This window comes from Sulfurospirillum deleyianum DSM 6946, assembly GCF_000024885.1.
GTDB classification, from domain to species: domain Bacteria; phylum Campylobacterota; class Campylobacteria; order Campylobacterales; family Sulfurospirillaceae; genus Sulfurospirillum; species Sulfurospirillum deleyianum.
In genome coordinates, this window is the sequence record NC_013512.1 from 881,045 (window position 1) to 899,027 (window position 17,983).

General features: G+C 36.0%; 17 protein-coding genes. 11 read left to right on the top strand and 6 right to left on the bottom strand.

Going from position 1 to position 17,983, the window contains the following annotated elements:
• Positions 1-3 precede the first annotated feature (3 nt).
• The 4 genes from SDEL_RS04525 to SDEL_RS04540 all read left to right on the top strand — a co-directional run bounded on the left by SDEL_RS04525 (position 4) and on the right by SDEL_RS04540 (position 3,913).
• Positions 4-1,776 carry an ABC transporter ATP-binding protein gene (locus SDEL_RS04525; RefSeq protein ID WP_012856680.1) on the top strand — a complete coding sequence of 591 codons (1,773 nt, stop codon included), beginning with the start codon at positions 4-6 and terminating at the stop codon, positions 1,774-1,776.
• Positions 1,777-1,789: 13 nt separating this feature from the next.
• Complete coding sequence (locus SDEL_RS04530) at positions 1,790-2,455, top strand: lipid-binding SYLF domain-containing protein (protein ID WP_012856681.1); 666 nt, start codon at positions 1,790-1,792, stop codon at positions 2,453-2,455.
• Positions 2,456-2,463: 8 nt separating this feature from the next.
• On the top strand, positions 2,464-3,027 hold the full coding sequence (locus SDEL_RS04535) for a DedA family protein (RefSeq protein WP_012856682.1): 564 nt from the start codon (positions 2,464-2,466) through the stop codon (positions 3,025-3,027).
• Between the two features lie 226 nt (positions 3,028-3,253).
• Complete coding sequence (locus SDEL_RS04540) at positions 3,254-3,913, top strand: LexA family transcriptional regulator (protein WP_012856684.1); 660 nt, start codon at positions 3,254-3,256, stop codon at positions 3,911-3,913.
• 33 nt (positions 3,914-3,946) lie between these two features.
• Here SDEL_RS04540 and SDEL_RS04545 read toward each other — a convergent pair whose 3' ends face one another.
• Together SDEL_RS04545 and SDEL_RS04550 are read right to left on the bottom strand one after the other, a co-directional pair.
• Positions 3,947-4,858: a bile acid:sodium symporter family protein gene (locus tag SDEL_RS04545; RefSeq protein WP_012856685.1), complete on the bottom strand. Its 912-nt coding sequence runs from the start codon at positions 4,856-4,858 to the stop codon at positions 3,947-3,949.
• A 78-nt stretch (positions 4,859-4,936) separates the two neighbouring features.
• Positions 4,937-5,431 (bottom strand): peptidylprolyl isomerase, encoded by a 495-nt coding sequence (locus SDEL_RS04550; protein WP_012856686.1) that lies wholly within the window; start codon positions 5,429-5,431, stop codon positions 4,937-4,939.
• A 113-nt stretch (positions 5,432-5,544) separates the two neighbouring features.
• On the opposite strand from SDEL_RS04550, the gene SDEL_RS04555 reads away from it, so the two are divergent.
• Positions 5,545-6,246: a response regulator transcription factor gene (locus SDEL_RS04555; protein ID WP_012856687.1), complete on the top strand. Its 702-nt coding sequence runs from the start codon at positions 5,545-5,547 to the stop codon at positions 6,244-6,246.
• On the opposite strand, the gene SDEL_RS04560 is transcribed toward SDEL_RS04555, so the two are convergent.
• The 4 genes from SDEL_RS04560 to ybaK all read right to left on the bottom strand — a co-directional run bounded on the left by SDEL_RS04560 (position 6,243) and on the right by ybaK (position 10,756).
• Positions 6,243-7,943 (bottom strand): two-component system response regulator, encoded by a 1,701-nt coding sequence (locus SDEL_RS04560; protein WP_012856688.1) that lies wholly within the window; start codon positions 7,941-7,943, stop codon positions 6,243-6,245. The two genes, SDEL_RS04555 and SDEL_RS04560, sit on opposite strands and share 4 nt — an antisense overlap.
• Complete coding sequence (locus SDEL_RS04565) at positions 7,930-9,165, bottom strand: sensor histidine kinase (RefSeq protein ID WP_012856689.1); 1,236 nt, start codon at positions 9,163-9,165, stop codon at positions 7,930-7,932. The genes SDEL_RS04560 and SDEL_RS04565 overlap by 14 nt, the downstream gene beginning before the upstream one ends.
• Positions 9,162-10,214 carry an FIST signal transduction protein gene (locus tag SDEL_RS04570; RefSeq protein WP_012856690.1) on the bottom strand — a complete coding sequence of 351 codons (1,053 nt, stop codon included), beginning with the start codon at positions 10,212-10,214 and terminating at the stop codon, positions 9,162-9,164. Before SDEL_RS04570 ends, SDEL_RS04565 begins: the two co-directional genes overlap by 4 nt.
• Positions 10,215-10,279: 65 nt before the next feature.
• Positions 10,280-10,756, bottom strand: a complete 477-nt coding sequence (ybaK, locus tag SDEL_RS04575) for a Cys-tRNA(Pro) deacylase (RefSeq protein WP_012856691.1) — start codon at positions 10,754-10,756, stop codon at positions 10,280-10,282.
• A gap of 116 nt (positions 10,757-10,872) precedes the next feature.
• Here ybaK and cas6 point away from each other — a divergent pair, with 116 nt between their 5' ends.
• The 6 genes from cas6 to cas4 all read left to right on the top strand — a co-directional run bounded on the left by cas6 (position 10,873) and on the right by cas4 (position 17,977).
• A complete protein-coding gene (gene cas6, locus SDEL_RS04580; RefSeq protein ID WP_012856692.1) occupies positions 10,873-11,595 on the top strand; it encodes a CRISPR-associated endoribonuclease Cas6 in 723 nt (240 codons plus the stop codon).
• A 321-nt stretch (positions 11,596-11,916) separates the two neighbouring features.
• Positions 11,917-13,620 (top strand): hypothetical protein, encoded by a 1,704-nt coding sequence (locus SDEL_RS04585; protein ID WP_012856693.1) that lies wholly within the window; start codon positions 11,917-11,919, stop codon positions 13,618-13,620.
• Positions 13,621-13,632: 12 nt separating this feature from the next.
• On the top strand, positions 13,633-14,553 hold the full coding sequence (gene cas7i / locus SDEL_RS04590; RefSeq protein ID WP_012856694.1) for a type I-B CRISPR-associated protein Cas7/Cst2/DevR: 921 nt from the start codon (positions 13,633-13,635) through the stop codon (positions 14,551-14,553).
• Position 14,554: 1 nt separating this feature from the next.
• On the top strand, positions 14,555-15,268 hold the full coding sequence (gene cas5, locus SDEL_RS04595; protein ID WP_012856695.1) for a CRISPR-associated protein Cas5: 714 nt from the start codon (positions 14,555-14,557) through the stop codon (positions 15,266-15,268).
• Positions 15,268-17,481, top strand: coding sequence for a CRISPR-associated helicase/endonuclease Cas3 (locus tag SDEL_RS04600; protein ID WP_012856696.1), 2,214 nt, complete (start codon positions 15,268-15,270; stop codon positions 17,479-17,481). Before cas5 ends, SDEL_RS04600 begins: the two co-directional genes overlap by 1 nt.
• Before the next feature lie 4 nt (positions 17,482-17,485).
• Positions 17,486-17,977, top strand: coding sequence for a CRISPR-associated protein Cas4 (gene cas4, locus SDEL_RS04605; RefSeq protein WP_012856697.1), 492 nt, complete (start codon positions 17,486-17,488; stop codon positions 17,975-17,977).
• Positions 17,978-17,983: the final 6 nt, after the last annotated feature.

Here is a 17,983-nt window from a genome sequence, read left to right on the forward strand (position 1 = left end):
ATCATGCACAGACTCTACTCCTTTAAAACCCTTTTTGATGAGTTAACACAGTACAAAAAAGAGCTTTTACTTGCTAATGTGATTGCTTTTTTAGCGGTGGTGATTCACACTCCTGTGCCTTTGCTGATGCCAATGCTGGTTGATGAAGTTTTACTGGAGAAAAGAGGGTTTTTTACGCAAAGTGTGGATGGTATTTTAGGGTATGAAACTCCTGCGTATGTTTACATTCTCATTGCTTTAGTGATTGTTGTTTTTTTACGGTTTTTATTTTTTGTTTTGAACTATTGGCAAACAAAACTTTTTACGATTGTCTCGAAAAATATTGCTTTTAAAATGCGTGAGGATATTTTAAAACACCTCAGTCACGTTGCGATGAATCAGTTTGAGTTTTTTGGTTCAGGTAAAGTAGCGTCTCTTATGGTAACAGATGTAGAAACAATCGATAATTTCTTAGGTGTTTTTGTCAGCCGTTTGATTATCTCTGTTTTAACGATTTTGGGTGTAGGTGCAGTTCTTCTGATGATTCATTGGCCGTTAGCCCTTTTTATTTTAATCCTCAATCCGATTGTGATTTTAATTACAACAAAAATGGCAAAAAAGGTTGCAAAACTTAAAAAAGAGCAAAACAGTGCGTTTGAGCTTTTTCAAGAATCTCTCTTAGAAGCCTTAGAGATGTTTGTTCAAATTCGTGCGACCAATAAAGAAAAACTTTTTTTTGATAGAGTACAAGAAAAAGCACTTGCAATTAAAGAGAGCTCGATTATTTTTGGCTATAAAAGTGATGGTGCCAATCGTCTCTCTTTCTTGATTTTCCTCTCAGGTTTTGAGCTTTTTAGGGCAGCGAGCATTTTTGTGGTGGCTTACAGTGATTTAAGTATTGGATTGATGTTGGCAATTTTTGGCTATCTTTGGGTGATGATGCCTCCGATTCAAGATATTTTAAACATTCAATATTCGTATCATAATGCCCAAAAAGCACTGGAGCGTATCAATCATATTTTAGAGCTTAAAAAAGAGGAGAGAGGATTACATGTAAAGAATCCTTTTTTAAATACAAGCACCAATGCGATAGATATCAAAGGGGTGAGTTTTAGTTACGATGGGCAAAAAAAGATTTTAGAATCGGTGGATATGTCGATTCCAAAAGGCTCAAAAATTGCCATTATTGGAGCGAGTGGGAGTGGAAAGACGACACTAGCACATCTTCTAGTAGGACTCTATCCTCTTGAAGAGGGTGAGATTTTGGTGGATGGGATTTCGAGCAAAGAGATTGGCTTGGATGTGATGCGTGAGCATGTTTTTTTAGTGCTTCAAAATCCTCAACTTTTTAATGCTTCTTTGGCTCAAAATTTGATGATAGATGAAAAAACAGATAAAACGCTGATTCAAGAGGCGTTACGTATCGCTCAGCTCGAGAGTTTTGTGGATGAATTGCCCGAGGGGTTAAATACACAAATAGGTAAACATGGCATTAAACTCTCAGGCGGACAGAGACAACGTTTGAGTATCGCACGGATGGTACTTCAAAACCCAAATGTCGTCGTTTTGGACGAATCCACATCGGCGTTAGATGTGCATACCGAAGCAAAGCTTTTTCATGAACTTGAGGCGTATTTGGAAGAGAAAACGACCATTATTATTGCGCATAGGCTTAGCACCATAAAAAAAGCAGATTATATCTATGTGCTTGAAAAAGGGAAGATTTTAGAATCAGGTACACAAGAATCATTGATGCGTGAAGAGGGTGCTTTTTTTACTTATAAACAGTTATCGTAATGAAGGAGAGAAAATGAAAAAATTTTGGATAAGTCTTTTGATGAGTTTTAGTCTATTAAGTAGCCTTTATGGTTCTGCGGAAGAGACCGTGTTGGATGCGTCGAATGTGATTAAAAATATGATGCGTGATTCGAAAATTAAAATTCCTCCACGTGTTTTAGCCAATACTCAAGCGATTGCGGTTTTTCCTGCGACGATTGAGATTAGTCTCTTTTTAGGTGGCAAAACAGGCAATGGGGTTATGGTGGTAAAACGCAGTGATGGAACATGGAGTTACCCATTTTTTGTGAAGCTTGGTGGAGCAGGGCTTGGTTTTCAAGTTGGTGTTGAGAAAAAAGATATTTTAATGCTTTTCAAAAGCCGTGATATTGTTAAAAAACTTGCCAATAATAAAATGACCCTTGGTGTTGATGCCTCCGTTGCCGCAGGCCCTGCGGGTGATAGCGCTGGAAGAGGCAGTGAAGTGGATTTTTCATCAGAAGTCTACACCTATACTAAAACACAAGGCGCTTTTGTAGGTGTTTCATTTGATGGTTCGGTGATGAATCATGACTATGATAAAAATATCGAGCTTTATGGTAACAACGTGATGCCAGAGCAAATTATTCAATCTGATGGGTTACTTGCTTCCTATGCGATTGACGAGTTTTTAAAAAGCATACAACAACTCAGTCATTAAGGATTTTTGTGGAGGATATTTTAAGTTCGCTTACAACGTATGGGTATATTATTTTATTTCTTTACTCCTTTGGAGGAGGAATGATTGCGATTATTGCAGCAGGGGTTCTCTCTTACGCAGGGAAGATGGATTTGACAACGTCGATTTTAGTTGCTGCCACTGCCAATAGTGTTGGAAGTTCATTTTTATTTTATATGGGGCGTTACAATAAAAGAGCGTTTATGCCATATATTAAAGCACATCGTCGAAAATTAGCGTTGAGTCATATTTTGATGCGACGCTATGGCGATAAAATTATTTTTATTCAAAAGTTTATTTATGGATTGAAAACTTTGGTACCTATTACGATTGGTTTAACCAAATATCCACAGACAAAGTTTCATCTTTTAAATACCCTTTCTGCTATTGTGTGGGCCATTCTTTTAGGATGGGGAAGTTATGTCGCTGGGGAGCTTTTGATGCGTATTGCGGCGTATTTTTCAGACAACACTTTTATGGCACCCGTGATTCTTTTCTCTATTTTAGGGCTTATTTGGTTTTACTTTCAAAAAGCTACAAAGAAGAAGCGCTAAGGCGCTTCTTTACCTTTGATACGTTTAGATTTAAAAAATTTTATTGCTAATGATAAGCATCTTTTGCTCAAAACGACTCATTAATTCATCGTAGACTTTTTTGGTTTCACTTAGGGTACATATTAAACTTTTCATCGCACACCTCTTTTTATAAATTTTCCATAGTGTAATGAAAATATTTTTTATGCTATAATTTTATTTCAAAATGAAATATTAGGAGCGAAAAATGCCAGATATTTTAAATGTTTTGCAAAAAATCAAAGATATTCTCTCTGAAGAGTTAGGTGAGAGAAAAGTGTTTGATAAAGATGTAGCCGAAGCTTTGGGAATTAATCAACTCACCCTTGCTACGATGAAAAACCGCGCAAAACTTCCCTATAAAGAGATTTTAGAGTTTTGTGCAAAACGTAAAATTTCGATTAATTGGCTTTTGTTTGATCAATTTGTTGAGAGTTTACAAGCCCAAACCGATAAGTTTGCTAGAGTGCACTATTTTAGAGACATCTATGCCTCCGCAGGTGGAGGTGCCCTGAATGAAGAAGAAGAGGGCGAGATGATGTATTTGGATGAAGAGATTGTCCAAAAACTAGGCGGTCTTGGGATGATTAAACATATTCAAGCGATTAATGTTTTAGGCGATTCGATGGAGCCAACCCTTTTTAGTGGCGATGTTGTGTTTATTCATAAAGAGTATACCAATGCACGAAAAGCGGGTATTTATGTCGTTTCAACGCCTGCGGGGCTTTTTATTAAGCGGTTACATGTACACGCCAATGGTACGGTAGCGTTGGTCTCTGATAATGAAGCGTATGCCCCTGAAGTGATGCAAGCAGAAGATGTGAATGTGTTAGGAAAAGTGGTAGGAAAACTCTCAACCAATGTTTAAAACGGTGCATAAAATCTTATGCACCGCTTCGTTTTACTCTTTTTTTTCGTGTGCCCAATACCCAGCAAGCAGTGCGCCTGAGATATTGTGCCAGACACTAAAGAGGGCGCCTGCAAGCGCACTAAGAGGCGTGAAATATTTCATTGCAAGAGCAACGGCAAGACCTGAGTTTTGCATCCCGACTTCAATGGCAATGGTTTTACAAATCTTGTGAGAATACCCCAACTTTTTTGAAATGAGATAACCGCTTAAAAGTCCTGTGCTATTGTGTAAGATAACCGCTAGAATACTTAAAAAGCCAATCGTTGCGATGCGCTCTTGGTTTAAAGAGACAACAATCGCAATAATCATGACAATAGCAAACATCGAAAAAGTCGCCAAAAATGCTTCATAACGTTCAATAAGCTTTTGTAAAAAGCGATTGACAACAACGCCTAAAACAACAGGAATAATCACCATCCATAGAATGCTTAAGAGCATATCAGAAGTGGGGACAGGAACGCTTTGCCCCACATACATCCATGTTAAAAAAGGCGTTGCCACCACAGACAGCAGTGTTGAAGAGAGTGTCATTGTAATGGAAAGTGCGACATCTCCTTTGGCTAAATAGGTAATAACATTTGAAGCTGTTCCCCCAGATACGGCTCCAACTAGCACCATACCCACAAGCATAGGCGTTGAGAAACCAAAGAGTTTAGCAATGAAAAAAGCACTCAAAGGCATGATGAAAAATTGAAGCGCTATGGTGAGTAGAATAGGTTTTGGCGTTTTAAAAACCCGTGCAAAATCTTCCAAACGCAAGGTGACGCCCATAAAAAACATAATTGCAACGAGTAAGGGAGTGATATTGCTTTTCATGGGTGTAAAGATATGCGGTTGAAAGTAAGCAGCAAGGGAAAATAAAATCGCCCATAAAGGGAAAAGTGCGTTAATACGTGCAATCATATATCAAAGTTCCTTTTGAAAGATACGTTAGGAAAAAACGTTACATGTAAAGTATGAAAACTTTACATGTAAACAAAATTAAAGTGTATGTTTGATTTCGATGGTAAGCATTTTATCGTTTTGAGTGATGCTATCAAGGACTTTAAAGCTCTCTTTATCGTCTTTGTCAATCGCTCCAAAAACGGTGTGAACGCCATCTAGGTGAGGGCAGTCTACAAAGCAGATAAAGAACTGACTTCCACCTGTGTTTGGACCAGCGTGTGCCATAGAGAGGCTTCCTCGTTTGTGTTTGCTTTTTTGACCATGGCATTCGCATGCGATATTCCAACCTGGTCCTCCAGTACCTCTACCACTTGGACATCCACCTTGTGCCATAAAGTTTTTAATCACACGGTGAAAAATAAGACCATCGTAGAATTTATCATTGGCAAGGGTTGCAAAGTTTGCTACGGCAATAGGGGTCTCTTCAGGATTGAGTTTAATGACAATGTCACCCTTTTCAGTTTTGATGATGGCATATTGAAACGCTAAGAGTTGCTCTTGCGTATAGTCGTATGTTTTGAGTTTGCTCATGGGTTGAAACCTTTTTAATTAAGTTAAAAAATGATTATAACAAGCCGTTCCTTTGTATTGGTTTTAGACGCTTTTTGCTATACTTTTTCCAAAAGCATTGATAAGGAAATGATGTGCATCCTGTCCTAACATTATTGCTCGTAGAAGATGACCATAGCTTAAGAGAAGAGTTGGTGACGTTTTTATCAGATTTTTTTGATGAGATTGAAGCGTATGATTGTGCGGAAAAAGCGTATGAAAATTATCAAAAAAAGAGCTTTGATTTGGTGATGACCGATATCGAACTACCGCATCAAAATGGGCTCTCTTTGGTTGAAAAAATCAAGAAGCAACATCCCTCTCAAATGGTCATTGTCATCTCTGCGTATAAAGAAGTGGATTATTTTCTCAAAAGTATTGATTTAGGGATTTTTTGTTTTTTAACCAAACCTTTTGATTCTCAGTTGCTTATCAATACCCTTTTTAAGGTAACCGCACTCTTAAAACAGCAAAAAGAGGGGGAAGTACGACCTATTGAAAAAAAGGTTATTTTGCATCAAGATGTTCTCTTTGATATGGAAGAGTATACGTTACATGTAAAAGGTATTGTGCAAGAATTGACTGCAAAAGAAGAGAAACTTCTTTTTATTTTAGTGAAGCATCGGAATCATTTTGTGAGAAATGAACAGCTTTCAGAGGAAATTTGGGGGATGGAAGATGTCAATAGCTCAACCCTTCGAGCACTCGTTAAACGGGTTCGGGATAAGTTAGGTTATGAAGATAGCATTGTGAATTTAAAAAACAGAGGCTATAAACTTAACGTTGTCACGATTTAATGTACGATAGCTCTAGGCATACCTATAAAATAGCCTTGCGCATAATCCACACCTAAATGTTTAACCATCTCAAACTCAGCTTGAGTAGAGACAAATTCTGCAACGACTTTGATGTTCATATTGTGCGCCATTTTGGTGATGGAATGGACAATATTTTGATTGTTGCTGTTATGATCAATCCCCAAAATAAATTGCCCATCAATCTTTAAAAAATCTATTCCTAAAGCGTTGAGACGGCTAAAGTTAGAGCGTTCACTCCCAAAATCATCCAATGCAAGAGAGTAGCCCATTTCTTTTAAGCGGTGTAAGGTGTTCATCGCTTTGGTATCTGTTTCTAAAAGGATAATATTTTCTAAAATTTCAAACGTGACACAGCTTGGATGAATCGCATAGAGTTCTTGTTTGGCACGAAGAAAATCAATAAAAGAGTCAGAAAGAATGTCCTCATGGGTGAGGTTCAGTGAAAAATGCATCGGTGTTCGCGCAAAGGTTTTAAAAACTTTATGCAGCATCATACGGGTCATATTTTCCATCAGTCCACTACGGCGAGCTGCTTCCAAAAAACGAGCAGGTGCGATAATCTCTTCGTATTCTTCAATGCGTGCGAGGCATTCGTATTTTTCAAGCTGTTGGGTTTTCGTATCGACAATAGGTTGAAAATAGGGAATTAAACGGTCTTCTTCTAAGGCAATACGCAACTTTTGAATCCATTGGTTATCGGTTTCAGATTTTTTCAGAGCACTGTTTTCGGTATTGTAGATGCTAAACTGGTTAGGAACGCCTTTGAGGCGAGTTTCTCTCAGGGCTGTTCTAGCATTAGAGAGCAGTACCGTAGCATCGCTTGAGGTTGCAATTCCGCATGAGAGTGTGAGATAAATGGGTTTATCGTTGTATTCACAAAGAGGCGTTTCTCTGAAAAAAGCTTGAAGCTGAATGGCAAAAGCCTCTGGAGTGTTAAGTTGTGGGTCAAACACTATGACAAATTCATCCGAATTATAGCGATACAAATAAGCATCCTCAGGGAGGTTAAAGTGGAGGTATTCTCCCACTTTTTTGAGAATCTCATCGGCAAATTCACTGCCGTACATTTGGTTAATCAAGCTAAAATCATCAATGTTGTAGAGCATGAGCGTGAGAGGATGGGGTTTGGTGTAATGCGCTAAGGATTCATAGAGAACAGAAGCATTCTCCAGTTGTGTAATCGGATCGATACTTAAAAATTCTTGTATAATTTGGTGTTGTTTAAAGAGTTTTTGATCCAATTGTGCTTGTTGTAAGCGCTCTTTTTTATGCTCTTCGACTAAAAGGGCTGTACTATAAAGTGTGTCGATGAGTTGTTCAAAGTCGATGGGTTTTAGGAGATAGCCATTGACATTGTTGCGAATACTTTCTAAAAAATATTCGGTTTCATTGTGTGCAGAGACGACAATAATCACCTGCTTAGGCTGAATAGCTTTAATATACTTAATCAGCTCAATACCATTCATATGAGGCATATTGAGGTCGGTAATGAGAATGTCATAGCTAGAAGGTGAGGCTTTGTATCGCTCAAGCGCTTCTATTCCGTTATTGGCTTCATGGACGGTGGCGAAAAAATCTTTTAAAAGAGCAACGGTGTTTTCACGCAATGTCAGATCGTCTTCGACATATAAAACATTCAAAGAAGCCGTATGTTTAATCAATTCAGCGAGATTCATCGGGGTGTGATGCTCCATGAAGTTTGATGATAAATTGTGCTCCCATCGTACCATTTTTTACCAGTATTTCTCCTTTGCAATGCTCCTCTATAATAATCTTTGACATGTAAAGACCGAGTCCTGAACCATTCTTTTCACTTTTAGTTGAAAAATAGGGTTCAAAAATATGCTCCAAAATTTCAGGCGAAATGCCCCCTGCGTTATCCTCAATGAGAATGGTTTCCCACTCTTCCTCTTTTTGGATACGAATATCAATGTGAGGTTCTTCAATTTTTCGCTCTTTAAGCACATCTTCGGCATTTTTTAGAATATTTAAAATGACTTGGGTCACTTCGTTGGTATAGGTAAAAACAGGCTCATTTTCATAGGTTTGGACGTTGAGAGTGATGCCATTAATCTCTAAAGCTTTACCGATAATTTCAAGGGTTTTAGAGATGAGTTGCGGAAGAGTGACGCTCTCTTTTTGTTTGTTAGGTTTGAAAAAGTTACGAAAATCATCAATGGTATGCGTGAGAAACTTCACATACGATTCAATGCGCTCCATGGAGTCTTCTAAAAAGAGGGTGCTTCTTGTTCGCTCCTCCTCCGTATTCCACTCTAAACGGTTCAGTGCGATTTTAAGGCGGATAGATGCGGCAATCGTTGAGATGGAACCTAAAGGCTGTCTCCATTGATGGGCTATCATACTAATCATCTCTCCCATCTGCGCAAGGCGTGATTGGTGGAGGATATGTTTATCTTTTTCCCTGTTTTTATGCACCTCTTCTTCGACCCGTTTTTCAAGTGTTTGATTGATGGTGATAAGTTCAAGGTGGTTTTTACACGCACGGATGGCATTTTCAAGTTTGGCATTAAAGGAGGTAATAATCGCTTTGACAAGCTCTATCTCCTCTTTAGGCGCATCAAATAAAAAAACAATCCAGTCCTCCGCAATCTTTACATGTAAAAGATGTTTTTTGTTATGGGGCACATCAAGAATGGTTCCATCTTTCATTTTTAAAGAGGGATGTGGAAAAAGTGGCACAAAAGCTTTTTTACCATAAAAACAGCCATTTTTATAGCTTTCTTTTCCTTCAGCTTTCCAGTAAATAGCTGCTAAAGCGCCTGTTTTTCGTGAAAAGACTTTTAAAAAATGTGCCATCATCTCCTCAAGCTGCAAAGAGATACCAATGGCACTGACACACTCATACGCAATGAGCAGTTGTTGGTTTAAATGGGTCATGGTAAAACTCCAACGACACAGGTATTGTTGTAAAAGGCGATGCCTTCTTGATTGTCATTGGCAAGTTCCCCTAAACTTAACATGCCCCAGAAAGGAATGTGGGGTGGATAGAGGGATGCGATGGCTTTCATCTCGGTTTCAAAGGCATCTTCTAAAAAGAGAAAACGAGAGTAACAACTAATCAACAAAACAGAAGAGGGCGTTTCGCCTTGAAAGTGATTGAGCGCAATTTGTGCGGCTTCTTCTCCTGCCTCGATGAGTTCATCTTTGTTCCCTTCAAGAATATTTAAAACTGAATTTTCATCTAAACTTCCAGCTAAGGTCAGGCTCTGACCATCTGTTTTGAGTGGTTCTCGTACAATAAAATCTTTATGATAACGCACAATGCCTAAGGGGTGTTGTTGGGCGATTTTGGCAAAATCCATCTCTTTAAAGCGCAAAAGTGTATTTTTTTCGATGGCGTTTTTATAAACAGGGTAGGCATCTTGAAAATTGATTTTTTCGACGATATTTCCTTGACAGCGTGTAGCAATAAAAGGAGAGATAAGTGCTTTCCAGCCGTGTTTAACACCTAGTCCAATAGGCAAATGAGAAGAGAGAATAATCGCTTTATCTGACTGACAATAAGCGGTTGTACAGATTTGCGTGTCGTGCATAAAGAGGTTTTTCCCTGCCGCACCAATGAGTTTCGCCTTTTCGGGGAGTAAGGAATAAAGTGTCTCTAAGAAAAGATCAGTATGCGTTGAATTACTCTCAATTAAGGTTAAAACAGAATGGCTTTGTGGGGGTAAAATGCTTTTTTCTAAATGTTCCATACAAACAACATGGATGTTGGTATGCAAAGAAAGCTTTGCAGCGATGATGCCTTCTGCATAAGCGTGTTCCCCATATAAAATGTAAGGAAAAGCAGCACCGACACAGCGTCTATTTTTATCAAAAAAATCTGAAGGAAGTACTGTTTTTTCAGCAACCAGAAGAAGATACGAGCCTGATTGAAGCGTTACATGTAAATCTTCCACGCTTTGAAAAAAAGCCACCTCTTCGAACATTGAGTACTCCCAATATAGATAAATGTATTGTAACAAACAAACGTGATAAATGCGTTGTATACGCTTTATTTTACGAGTGGTTCACAGATGGCGTGGGTCGCTTTTATAAGCACAGAAGGGGAGAGGTTGAGTTGTACTCCTCGAAGCCCTGCACTGACATAGATTTTTTCATGCGCTAAGACGGATGCGTCGATGAAGGTTGGGTAGTGTTTTTTCATCGCTAAGGGTGAACAACCACCCCTGATGTATCCTGTAAGCGCTAAAAGCTCCTTGACCGCCACCAACTCACACCGTTTGGCATTGGCAACACGAGCTAAGGCTTTAAGGTCTATCTCTTCAATAGCTGGAATACATGCGACTAAAATTCGCTTTGCCTCATCTCGTGCCACCAACGTCTTAAAAACACATTCCGGTGCCACACCAAGTGATTGTGCCGCATGCACCGCACTCAAATCTTCTTCGTCCACTTCGTACGAACTCATCTCATAGGGTAGTTTCAAGGTATCTAAAAACCGCGCCGCATTGGTTTTTTTAAGGCTCATATTTTTCTCTTTAGTTTTTAAGAATAGTAGCAAAAAAATCTTTCGATTTGAAATATTTCATCACATAATAATAAATTTGTAGTAAGATTATTTAATCTTAAAAATAAGGATGATGGATGAGATATTTTGAACTGAGATGCGTAGCATATTTGAAAAAAGAGATGGCTTTTGAGCGTAGTTTTGAGGCGCTTTCCAAATACATCAGCTTTAGCATGTACCAAGAAGGAGAAGGCGAAGTCCACCAAAAAGAGGGCTTCAAATATTACGTTTTTAGCGGCTTTAAGCCCAAAGACGAGGACATTCAAAAGAAAGCTTACCGAGGCGGTGAAACGTACCCCTTTACCATTCGCTCCCTCGATGAAACGCTCATCGACACACTTTCAACTTCGCTGCGCCAAAACATCAACAATGAAAATCTCCTTGTCGTCGAAGCTCATAAAAAAACCATTTCCCAGTTTTTCATCACCGAACTCTACAGCGCCACCCCCGTCATCGTCTCGGTAAGCAACGGCAAATACTGGACCATGAACGAAAGCGGCGACATCGTCCAACTCCAACGTCAACTCCACGAAAACGCCGAAAAAAAATACCAAAGCTTCTTCGGGGAGTCTTTACATGTAAACCAAAATTTCATCCAACTCATCGAAATCAAAAACAAAGTCCCCCAAAATATCCTCATCACCAAAGAAGGCAAATCCATCCGCTTTTTTGGCAATAAATTTAGGATTGTGCCTAATGAAGATGAGGTGAGTCAGAAGTTGGCGTTTGTTGCGTTGGCTTGTGGGGTTGGGGAGAAGAATAGTTATGGGGCCGGGTTCTGTGTGGGTGGTCGTGTATGAAAAAAGGAGCAACAAATCCGAGACTCTATAAAATAACGTTTAAATACACTATGTGTGTCGACTTTGATGTGGATATTGTTGCTAAATGTAATTGTAGCAAAAAGAAAAAAATATAGCAACAATTACTTTATAATATAACTGGTGTTTTTTTGAAAAAAGTGTTATACTTTCCAAAAAATAAAATTGGAGAGCATATGAAGCAGCATTTTAGATTCATAATGGAGATGTTGAAAAATATTTTAGCTATGCTTTATTTTACGATAAAGCTTTTTAAAGAATTGTATCATTGAGCGATCATAATTATAACTTTAAGGATTAATCATGAAGGAACAAAATTTATTTAGTTCTAACAATACAGGAATTATAAAAATCTTTACATATAAGGATTTTTTCTACAATAACGGGATCGTGAATCTGTACCAGTTTCTCCAAAACAAAGATTTTGATATAACTTTTTCATTACATCAAAATGAATTAACCTTAGAATTTGATGCGCAAAAAGAAGATCAAGTTTATACTCAAATCCTTAATTCGTTTTTAAAAGACAATAAAATAGTTTATCAAACAGATAATGATCGGTGGTATTTTGATGAAACTAAAATGGATTTTATTGTAGATAAAAAGTTTGACACCAAAGGTGGTCAGAAAAATGATTTACGAAATGGTGTTTATTTGTACAAAAAAATATCAGAGTTAGGATTAAGTCGAGAAGAGGTTGAAAAACTTTATCTTGATTTCTGCGAAAGAACGAAGTTAAAGCCAGAAACAGAGTCAAATGGTACTTTAAAAGTTCCCAATAAAAACAATGAAGTGATTGTTGCTATCGCATTAGATACGGCGATTGAGCGATTTAGCCAGTACTTTGCCAGTACTGATATTTTATCGATTGATTCAAAAATTCACTCTTTTGAAGATGGACAAGACTATTTTCACGACATGCTTAAACAGCCACAAACGTACAAAATAGACAAATGGAATGCTTTAATGTATTGGTTTGGTGGACGAGTACAAAGATTTTATAATTATTCGTATTTTATTTATCCTAATTCATCTAACTTGGAAGCACTCAATACCTTTAAAAAGTTTTTACAAATCAATGACAATAGACAAGAGTATAGAAATGATGATGGCAAAGTTGTGACTACGTCTTCAAATATAGATTTCTTTAACATTCTAAGAAAAGATGAAATTGTCAATAAATACTTTTATATTTCCAAAAGTGCCGAAGAGTTTGAAGTGAAGTTTTTTATGTATCTTTTTTCGGTAATTTATCATATTGAAAGTGAATATGAGAGTTTACAAGATGAAGATTTGGCAGTGTTGTTTGACGACGATACCCTTGAGAATTCAAAAATATTGTTTGAGCTTTTACAATACATGAGTTTTGTTATTTATACCGATGATGGAACCTTTAAAACTTCGTTGAGTGAATATACTAAAGCGTATCGACTTATTCAGTTCTTTATGAAATTAAAAGAAGAATCGCTTTTTAAATATTTAGGGCATGTGTTTCAGGTTTTTTCTTTATCGCAAAGCAAAGATGAAGTTAATTTAAATTTACAACATTGGTGTCAAAAAATACTTTCATTTAACAATGTGCGAAAAGAGTATTTTGCGGCGAGTTTTTCTATTTTAAAAAATAATTCACAAGGTTTTGGAAAAGAGTTATATGCGTTTGAACAGAGTTATTTAAAAAATATTTTAGGAGGAAGTGAAATGGGTATTCATGAAAATGCTAAGAAAATTGGCGATGGTGTTGGCTTCTTTTGTGCGGAGCTTGGTGATAAAGACTTATTATTTAAGCTAAGAAGCGTTAAAAACTATAAACAGTTGGTGTCATATTTTAAAGATTTGAAATTTTCAAGTCTTAAAAATGCAGACAAAGCACGATTTTCTAATGAGTTTAATGAATCACTGGAAAATCTTTTAGTCAATGTTGAACAAAATTGGGAAATTGCAAGAGATTATATAGCAATCTATGCAATCGATAAATTTAAAACAGTTAGTTTTGCAAAAACAAAATAAAAAGGAGAAAAAATGTTTTTAAATATTGCGTATATTACAAAAGTAAATGTGGCTTCACTTAATGGTGGCGAAGGTTCTGGTGGTAATGTTACGGTCATGAAGAAAATCTCCAATGCAAACGGCGATGAATTTGCGTATGTGTCAGGGCAAGCGTTACGTAGATACATGAAAGAAACTTTGATGCAACTTGGAGAAAAAATCAGTAGTGTTGATGAAGATGGCAATCCAACGGTTGAAGAAAATGGTAAGTATCCATCGCTCAATGCAAAAATAGACGACAAACAACGAGAAAAAATTTTTAAATCCGTATGTGATTTGGATTTGTTTGGATTTATGTTGCCCAAAGGTGGTCGAAGATGGTCTCCTATCAAAGTGAGTCCAATGGTTTCTATATTTCCCTATAAAGGCGAATATGACTATTTGACACGCAAGCAAAAAACAGAAGATGAGAGTAAAAAAAGCGGCAATATCGTACAAGTAGAAATTGATACTTTGAATTTTATGAGAGGAAATATTATGATAAATCTTTCTCATATCGGTAATGAAATTAACGAATATACCTATGAAGTCAAATCAATTTTAAGTGATGAAGAGAAAAAACAACGTTTAAATGTATTTCTTGATGCTATTAAATCCTTTAATGGCGGTGCAAAACAAGCTCGCAATCTTGAAGATATTGCTCCAAAATTTGTTATTGTCGCAAAGCAAAAAACAGGAAATCCCTTTTTATTAAATGCTTTAAGCGTGGATTCTGATGGGAGCATTGACATAGAAACAATCCAAGAAGCTTTAAAAGATAATAAACCTGAGTCATATACCATCGGAATTACTAAAGGAATTTTTACAAATGAGGCAGAAATAAGAAGCTCTTTTGATAATGTTGTGAGCGTTGCACAAGCTCTTGAAGAGTACAAAAATAATTTAGGAGCTTAAAATGGAAGCCATCCGTTTTGAGGTTGAGGGACTTTTGAATTCGTTTAGAGTCCCTTTTTTTAGAACCTACCATAAAACGTTTTTAGCTCCACCGAAAACTACGATTATTGGGCTTTTGTGTAATATTGCATTAAAATCTCAAAAAGAATTTTTTGAGATTTTAAATCAAGAGTTGATAGATGTATCTGTCATTATTGATGAAATCAATGGAAAAACAAAAGATTTATGGAGTTATAAAACATTAGAAAAAGGGAATATGGGAAAAAGCGTTATAAGAAGAGATAAGCTCTTTTTATCAAAATATACGATTTATCTAAGTATCAAAAATAAAACACTTTTTGATGAAATATACAGTGCTTTAAAAAATCCAAAAAATACTCCTGCTTTAGGCTTAGATGATGAGTTAATTATTATCAAAAATGTCACAATGATTGACGATTTGCCTTTAAATCAATCGGGGAGAATTAATTCTGTATTTTTGAATAAAGCATATCACTATAAAGCATTTATCAAAGATCTCAATCAACCTTTGGAGTTACCAACACCTAATTTAACACCGATTAAATTCAATGCTTTTGATAAAAAAGGTAATAGAATTTCAAAAGAAGTTTTATTGGAATATCCACAAGTAGAGTTTATTAATTGTGAAATACAGTTAGACGATGTCGTAAGTTATATAGATACAGAAAAAGAGAATAAAATGGTGTTTTATTGATGGAAATAGTTGCTAAAAAGTCAAATGAAAGGTACCAAACGCTTGAAGAGCATACACAGTGGGTCGTAGAAGAAGCGCTCAATCAAATTGACCCACAAATACTTCATAAAGTTTCTACATGTACGGGTTGGAGTGAGCAAAAAATTCGTGATTTGATATTTTTTAGTGCCTATTTTCATGATATTGGAAAAGCAACGGTAGAGTTTCAAGAAACAATAAATAATGGAAAGAAATCATACCATCCATTGTATGGAGCTTCTTTATTGTTACATATCAAAGATTTTGTTTATAAAGATATTGGAGAAAATAATCTATTATTTTCTATTGTTTTATCACATCATTCGTTATTTCCAAAGCAATATGATAGTGCAAATTATAATTTTACATTTTTACCTCAATATTCAGTGTTGTTAAAAAATTACTCATCATTGTATGAAAAAACTTTCAATGAAGTATGCCCCTATCTTTTTGAGTTTAAAGAAATCAAGAGAGAGTTGTATCAAAAATATGTTGATATTTCGGAAAAACGATTAGCAGATATACAAAGTTGTTTTAAATTTAGAGTTCTATACTCTTATGTATCAGGCATTTTAAATCTAGCTGATTGGTTAGCAAGTGCAAGATTTACGCAAACAAAACCAACGACGACCTTTTTAACATTACCAACAAAAGAAAATTTTGTAACACATTTAACGTTTGATGAATTAAGACCTTTTCAAGAAGAATTATCATCTTTAGATAAAAGTGTACTTGTTGAAATCCCAACAGGCGAAGGTAAAACCGAAGGTTCTTTACTTTGGGCAATTTACAATCTTTATAATCAAAATACCAAAATCATCTATACGCTTCCTACTCAAACAACTTCCAATAAATTATATGATCGAATCCAGAATTTTTTTGATAAAGAAGAGTGCGGATTGATTCACTCTACGGCTAAAATATTTCTCGAAAAAGCTTATGAGAAAGAAAATGGCATTGTCGATGATGTTTTTCAAAGCGATTTTCTCATTAGTAAAAGTTTCAATAAGCCTATCACTGTATCGACCATTGATTCGTTATTGAAGTATTTTATTAACATAGGAAGATTCAATATTGCAACAAAAAACTTTTTAAATTCTGTCATTATCATTGATGAAGTTCACGCTTATGATTTTAAGTTGATGGGATTTCTAAAACGATTTTTAGAGTTATGCCAAGAATACGATGTGAGAGTTTGTTTGATGAGTGCATCCATCCCCAATCAACTTAAAAAACTGTTAGGAATAGATACTTATCCTCTTGTGACTCAGAAAGATTTATTTGCAAAAAAAGCCAATGAAATTATCAAAAAAGAGATGTTTTTAGATGATGATTTAGAGTCAATGATGCAAAAGTTTCATGAGAAAAAAAATGTTTTAATCATCAGAAATACAGTTAAAAGCGCATTTCAGATTTACAATGAACTACAAACATTGGGTATAAAAAGTGACGATATGATTCTTTATCATTCTACTTTTAAAAAAAGAGATAGAGCAACGAAAGAAGACTTAATTTTTGAAAAACTTAATTCAAAAAAACCTTTTATTTTGATAGCTACTCAAATAGTAGAAATTTCACTTGATATAGATTTTGATGTTATGTTTACCGATAACGCACCTATTGATGCTCTTATTCAAAGGTTTGGAAGGGTTAATCGTAAAAAATCTATTGAGCGAAAAGGTGAAATCTTTATCTATCAAAACAAAAATATCAGACCATATACAAATGAATCATTGTTGGACTTAACGTTTCAAACAATTCAAAACGGATATTATGAACTCGGTCAATATGTAGAATGGCTCAACATTGTATATGATAAATTATTTGAAGATGATACACAATTAAAAAATGTCAAAATAAGACTTTTTGATCCTGCTTGTTTAAAATATGATGCAACAATTAAACAATTACATGGTATAGAAAAATCATCGGATAATTATGATTTAAGAGATATTGAGCAGCCTAAAAACGATTATTTGCTTTATGATGATTATATGAATGAAGAGATAAAAGCGAAGGATTATTTTGAATACAGCATATCTTTGCCTTTATATTATGAGGGCAAAAATAAAGAAAATATACATCCAATAGATGATGAAAAATTGTACTACAAAGTCTTAAAGCTTGACTATACACTTGATGAGGGGATAACGTTGGATGTGGATAATCAAGGCATGAAAGAACTTGGAGCATAAATAAATGCAAATTAACGGCACTCTCATTTCCTATTATTTCATCTGTAAAACAAAACTTTGGCTTCACGCCAATCGCCTCAATCTTGAAGATAACAGCGAAGATGTGCGCATCGGGAAAGTGTTGCATGAGATCAGCGAAGAGAAAGCACAAAAAGCCGAAGTGAAGATAGACAATGTCAAGATCGACAAGATTACCAAAGAGTACCTTGTGGAGCTGAAAAAGTCCGACTCCGACCCTGAAGCGGTGAAGTGGCAGGTGTTGCTTTATCTGTATAAACTCAAAGGTAAAGGCATCGAGCGCAAAGGCAAAGTCGAGTACCATGAGAAAAATCATAACACCAAAAGCGAGATACTCGAATTAACCGAGCAAAACGAACACGAGCTTTTGCGTGTTTTAGAGGCAATTACACAGCTTATCAATGCCGAAGTTCCGCCACCGCCTAAGTTTGAGAACAAATGCAAAAAATGCGCTTATTTTGATTACTGTTTTATATGAGGTAAC

What these genes read in the sequence shown, in the direction of transcription:
- SDEL_RS04545 (WP_012856685.1), bottom strand. Translation starts at nt 4,858, where the DNA reads ATGATTGCACGTATTAACGCACTTTTCCCTTTATGGGCGATTTTATTT.
- cas6 (WP_012856692.1), top strand. Translation starts at nt 10,873, where the DNA reads ATGAGATATTTTGAACTGAGATGCGTAGCATATTTGAAAAAAGAGATG.
- SDEL_RS04570 (WP_012856690.1), bottom strand. Translation starts at nt 10,214, where the DNA reads ATGTTCGAAGAGGTGGCTTTTTTTCAAAGCGTGGAAGATTTACATGTA.
- SDEL_RS04550 (WP_012856686.1), bottom strand. Translation starts at nt 5,431, where the DNA reads ATGAGCAAACTCAAAACATACGACTATACGCAAGAGCAACTCTTAGCG.
- cas7i (WP_012856694.1), top strand. Translation starts at nt 13,633, where the DNA reads ATGTTTTTAAATATTGCGTATATTACAAAAGTAAATGTGGCTTCACTT.
- SDEL_RS04560 (WP_012856688.1), bottom strand. Translation starts at nt 7,943, where the DNA reads ATGAATCTCGCTGAATTGATTAAACATACGGCTTCTTTGAATGTTTTA.
- SDEL_RS04530 (WP_012856681.1), top strand. Translation starts at nt 1,790, where the DNA reads ATGAAAAAATTTTGGATAAGTCTTTTGATGAGTTTTAGTCTATTAAGT.
- cas4 (WP_012856697.1), top strand. Translation starts at nt 17,486, where the DNA reads ATGCAAATTAACGGCACTCTCATTTCCTATTATTTCATCTGTAAAACA.
- SDEL_RS04540 (WP_012856684.1), top strand. Translation starts at nt 3,254, where the DNA reads ATGCCAGATATTTTAAATGTTTTGCAAAAAATCAAAGATATTCTCTCT.
- SDEL_RS04585 (WP_012856693.1), top strand. Translation starts at nt 11,917, where the DNA reads ATGAAGGAACAAAATTTATTTAGTTCTAACAATACAGGAATTATAAAA.
- ybaK (WP_012856691.1), bottom strand. Translation starts at nt 10,756, where the DNA reads ATGAGCCTTAAAAAAACCAATGCGGCGCGGTTTTTAGATACCTTGAAA.
- SDEL_RS04565 (WP_012856689.1), bottom strand. Translation starts at nt 9,165, where the DNA reads ATGACCCATTTAAACCAACAACTGCTCATTGCGTATGAGTGTGTCAGT.
- SDEL_RS04525 (WP_012856680.1), top strand. Translation starts at nt 4, where the DNA reads ATGCACAGACTCTACTCCTTTAAAACCCTTTTTGATGAGTTAACACAG.
- SDEL_RS04600 (WP_012856696.1), top strand. Translation starts at nt 15,268, where the DNA reads ATGGAAATAGTTGCTAAAAAGTCAAATGAAAGGTACCAAACGCTTGAA.
- cas5 (WP_012856695.1), top strand. Translation starts at nt 14,555, where the DNA reads ATGGAAGCCATCCGTTTTGAGGTTGAGGGACTTTTGAATTCGTTTAGA.